Annotated in this window: 3 protein-coding genes, 1 tRNA gene and 1 pseudogene; 4 read left to right on the top strand and 1 reads right to left on the bottom strand. The window is 61.2% G+C overall.

Translation table 11 applies throughout. From position 1 onward, the window contains the following. Window positions 1–898: 898 nt before the first annotated feature. The 3 genes from K2X24_RS09085 to K2X24_RS09075 all read left to right on the top strand — a co-directional run bounded on the left by K2X24_RS09085 (window position 899) and on the right by K2X24_RS09075 (window position 2887). The gene (locus tag K2X24_RS09085; RefSeq protein ID WP_292496980.1) at window positions 899–1549 is read left to right on the top strand and encodes a hypothetical protein; all 651 of its coding nucleotides are present in this window, start codon (window positions 899–901) and stop codon (window positions 1547–1549) included. A 55-nt stretch (window positions 1550–1604) separates the two neighbouring features. Beyond that, entirely contained in the window at window positions 1605–2225 is a 621-nt protein-coding gene (locus tag K2X24_RS09080; RefSeq protein WP_292496978.1) for a hypothetical protein, read from the top strand. A 95-nt stretch (window positions 2226–2320) separates the two neighbouring features. Beyond that, complete coding sequence (locus K2X24_RS09075; protein WP_292496977.1) at window positions 2321–2887, top strand: hypothetical protein; 567 nt, start codon at window positions 2321–2323, stop codon at window positions 2885–2887. Here the strand turns inward: K2X24_RS09075 and K2X24_RS09070 are convergent. Further along, window positions 2884–2955: transfer RNA gene (locus tag K2X24_RS09070), tRNA-Ser, on the bottom strand. The genes K2X24_RS09075 and K2X24_RS09070 overlap by 4 nt on opposite strands. A gap of 517 nt (window positions 2956–3472) precedes the next feature. On the opposite strand from K2X24_RS09070, the pseudogene K2X24_RS09065 reads away from it, so the two are divergent. Continuing rightward, window positions 3473–3907, top strand: a pseudogene (locus K2X24_RS09065) (protease); the annotation flags it as partial.

Here is a 3907-nt window from a genome sequence, read left to right as displayed (position 1 = left end):
CGCATGGCCCGATGGCCACCCCAATCCCCGCCAAAGCGGTCCTCGAATTTACACCTCGTCCGCGGACGCTACCGCTGATGGCCCTCGACGCGCGCCGGCGCTGACACGCGGGCGCGGCGGCGTCCCGCCCCCTCCGCCTCTGGCATGCCAGGGTCCCTGGACGTCACTTCCCCTTATACGGGCGGTAGGCCCCAGGGTCGTCTCAGTGAGGCGGATCTCAATCTGACCGAACACGCCGAACACAGAGGGCGTCCCCCGAACACCCACCCGAAGCCGACCTGTCACCGCGCATCGATAGGCCTGTCACCACTGTCACCTCAGTTTTCAGACAGCCTCACTGAGACGACCCTGGGGCATACCGCCCGTATAAGGAGAAGTGACGTCCAGGGACCCTGGCATGGCAGAGGGGGGAGGTGTCAGACGCCGCCGCGCCCGCGCGTCAGCGCCGGCGCGCGTCGAGGGCCATCAGCTCGCGGTCGAGGTTCCCGACCTGCGTGTTTGGACTATCCATCTGATCCAAGAGTAAGAGAGAGAGAGCCATCCGTTCGGCCTCGGTACGCGGCAGGCCACCCTCGTATTCGAGGATCGCCGCACGCTCCTCGTATGCGTCGGGACAGATTTTGCGCTGGGAACGTGGGAACACGGGAACAGACCGGACGGAATCGCTCGTAAGACACTGATCGGTCAGGGAAACACCGTCCCCGGCGTGTTCCCAATCGCCGCCGGATGGCTGTTCCCAAACCCGTGTCCTGGGAACAGCCGGAAAGGGCCGCCCGACCCGGTGGGCGGGTCGTGTGGAAACCGAGGGTGCAGAAACCTCACTCGTTTCCATTCAGGCCGCGCAGCTTCGTTGCGATGGTAATCGGGCGATCACGGTTCGGTCGCGGTGGATCATCGAATGTCCCGCGCGCTCTCAATACCCGCTGCCCTTCCCCTTCAAACCCGCCTCGCCCCGCTAAAATCTGTCGGCACGGCCAATCGAACCATTGAGGTGATCTTTACTACCGGCGCGGCCGTGCGGCGCCGTGCGTTCGACGGGTGCGCGGCCGGGAGCGCCTTCGACGAGGTGCTGCTGGTCTCCGACGCTGCGATCGACTTGAGCCGACTCAAGTCGGGTGCCCCCGTCTTGGACAGCCACCAGACGGGGACCGTCGACGCTCAGCGAGCTGTGGTCGACGACGCGTGGATCGTGGGCGGCAAGGGGTACGCGCGCCTGCGGTTTCCCGAAGTGGGTACGGACGCGGCCTCCGATCGCCTGTTCGAGAAAGCGCGACAGAAGATCGTCCGCAACATCTCGGTCGGCTACGCGATCAACCGCGTGCGGATCGTCGACCCGCGCAAGGCCGGCGACGTCGAGCAGCGCATCGTTGAACGGTGGACACCCTACGAACTGTCCTTCGTGACCGTGCCGGCAGATGCCGGTGCACAGACCCGTTCACGGGGCTGCCGCACCTTTCCCGTCGTGATCGCACCCCCGGATGGGGGCTTGAGCCTCGCCGAAGCATGCCGTCTGCGAATGCGTATGCGTTCGCGTCTTGTGGGTCTTTAGACCCCCTCTCTTTCAAACGAAGCGTCCAATTCACGGACTTACTTGGAAAGAACTGATGTCCAAAAACTTGTCTGACCTCGTTGCGATCTTCAAGCGGCCGTCTGCGAAGGCCGCCGAGTTGGATCTCGCACTCTCGGATGCCCGTCTGGCTTTGGACGAAGCGGAAGCTCGGAAACTACGGGCGGAGCGGTCCTATACCGCTGGTCTGCTCGATGCGGGGGATGCCGAACTGCAGAAGCTCCGTTCGAGCCGCGAGGATGCGATCCTCGGGCGCGATAGGGCGGCGGCACTGGTCTCCTCGCTCGAAGCCCGGTTGACGGAAACGCGTATCGCGGAGGAGGCGGCAGCGTTTCGGGCGGAGCGGAACGAACTCGATGCGCGAGCAGCCCGTATCGCCGAGCGCATCAAGACCGATTATCCGAGACTCGCGCGTGAGCTGGTCAACCTACTCAAGGATATCGGTCCCACGGATCGCCAGATCATCGCGATGAATTCGCGGATCGCCACCCGCAACGATGGCACCCCGCTTATCGTCGACGTGCAGTCGCGTGGTCTGCCGCAACCCACGAGCACGCATGCGACCGCGCCCTCGATATGGAGCGGTACGCGACTGGAAGACATGGATGAATTTGCACCGGGCTGGCAGGTAAGTTTTCATAATCACCTCACCGCCTGAGGCAATCAGAAGGAATACCTTAGATATAATATTCTAGGGTATTGTCTATTTTACTTCATAATATCATTCTTCTGTTCAGGCAATGACGTATGTCGATGGACCGGCCCGCTTCTGTCATCCTGGCTGCCGCCTACCACGAGGCAGGGCACGCGGTCGCTTCATGGCGTCAGGGTGACGGCATAGCGGGCATCACGATCATTCCCGGTGTCGACCCCCGTACGGGCCGTCCGCACGGGGGGGTCTTTACCCTGCCGAAGGGCGGGGATCGCTCCGCCTTGAGCGGCTGGGGACACCGGTATCTCGTCACCACCCTCGCCGGCCCGGCCTCTCAAAGGAAGCACGACCCGCGGTCCAATGTCTTGAGCTGCGCCGGCCAGGACTTCAGCGATGCTCGCATGTTTGCCGCCGCGATGGCCCGCTCGCGCGAGTCCGAGCGAGCCCTGCTGATGTGGGCGCAAGCCGAGGCGCGGGCCCTGATCGCCGCGAACTGGCATCTGATCGACATACTGGCGCGGTCGCTTTTCCGCGTCAGGCAGATCGAGGGTGCCAGCGCCATTGCCATCCTGGAAGCTGTCGAGCGAGCCGAGGCCGAGACCGAGCGTATTCTATTCCTCAGACGTGCGAAGGGCGCTCGACCCTTTCAGGGAGCGCCCTTCGAATAACCGGAGGGATTCGAACCCTCGACCCTTCGCTTAGTAGGCGAACGCTCTATCCACTGAGCTACGGTCCGAACCCGAGATCTGTGATCCCGGCTTTCGCATTTCAAGTGCCAACAGCCCTGATCGGCGCCATCAAGCGGCCTTCCGAAGCTTTCGAGAATGGAAATTATCGATTCTTACAACCGAATTTGAGTCTTCCAGACCTGACGCTGCGCCGCCGTCGAGAATGCTGCGGCATCGAACGTCCCGAAACTCGGAACGCGCGGGTATGCGGATCGCAGAATTCGTGACGGCTTACTGATCACGGCCCGGGCCAACCGGCGCCGGTGCCCGTCACTGATCCACAAACGGACGTTTGGGTGACACTGTCCGATATTCCGGTTTGCCGGGAAAGCGATCGAATAATCCACGCCGTAAGAGCGCTAGGTTGTGTTGATGGCAGATCATCAACGCTAGGTCGGTATATACGACTGTCGAAATCAACGAACACATATTGTCGGCAACGTAGCTTGAATGTTATGGTTGTATCTGCCGCTGAATCTTTCATTAAATATAACGAGCCAGTAAAATTCTTATAAGGGTAGGATAATGTCAGTAATAAATGGAACAGTTTACGATGACATTCTTGATGGAACGGACGACGAGGACACGATTGATGGAGGAAGCGGCGGCACAGATACTATTAATGGGAAGGGTGGAAGGGATACCGTCAGCTACGCCTCGTCACAGCGTGGCACCATCATCGATCTCAACGCGCAGCTTACGTGGGACGGTGAAAACAACGACAGGCTCAGCAGCATCGAGAATGCGCTTGGGTCATCCTTCAACGACACGCTGAACGGCAGCAACGGCAACAATGTGCTCGACGGGGGCGCCGGCGGCGCCGATCAGATCGACGGCAACGGCGGGATCGACACTGTCAGCTACGCCTCTTCGCGACGCGGCGCCATCATCGATCTCAACGCGCAGCTTACGTGGGACGGTGAAAACAACGACAGGCTCAGCAGCATCGAGAATGCGCTT

It is taken from the genome of Methylobacterium sp., from assembly GCF_019750675.1.
GTDB lineage: Bacteria > Pseudomonadota > Alphaproteobacteria > Rhizobiales > Beijerinckiaceae > Methylobacterium.
Note: the sequence above shows the minus strand (reverse complement) of the source record. Positions and strands in the feature narration are given on the sequence as shown.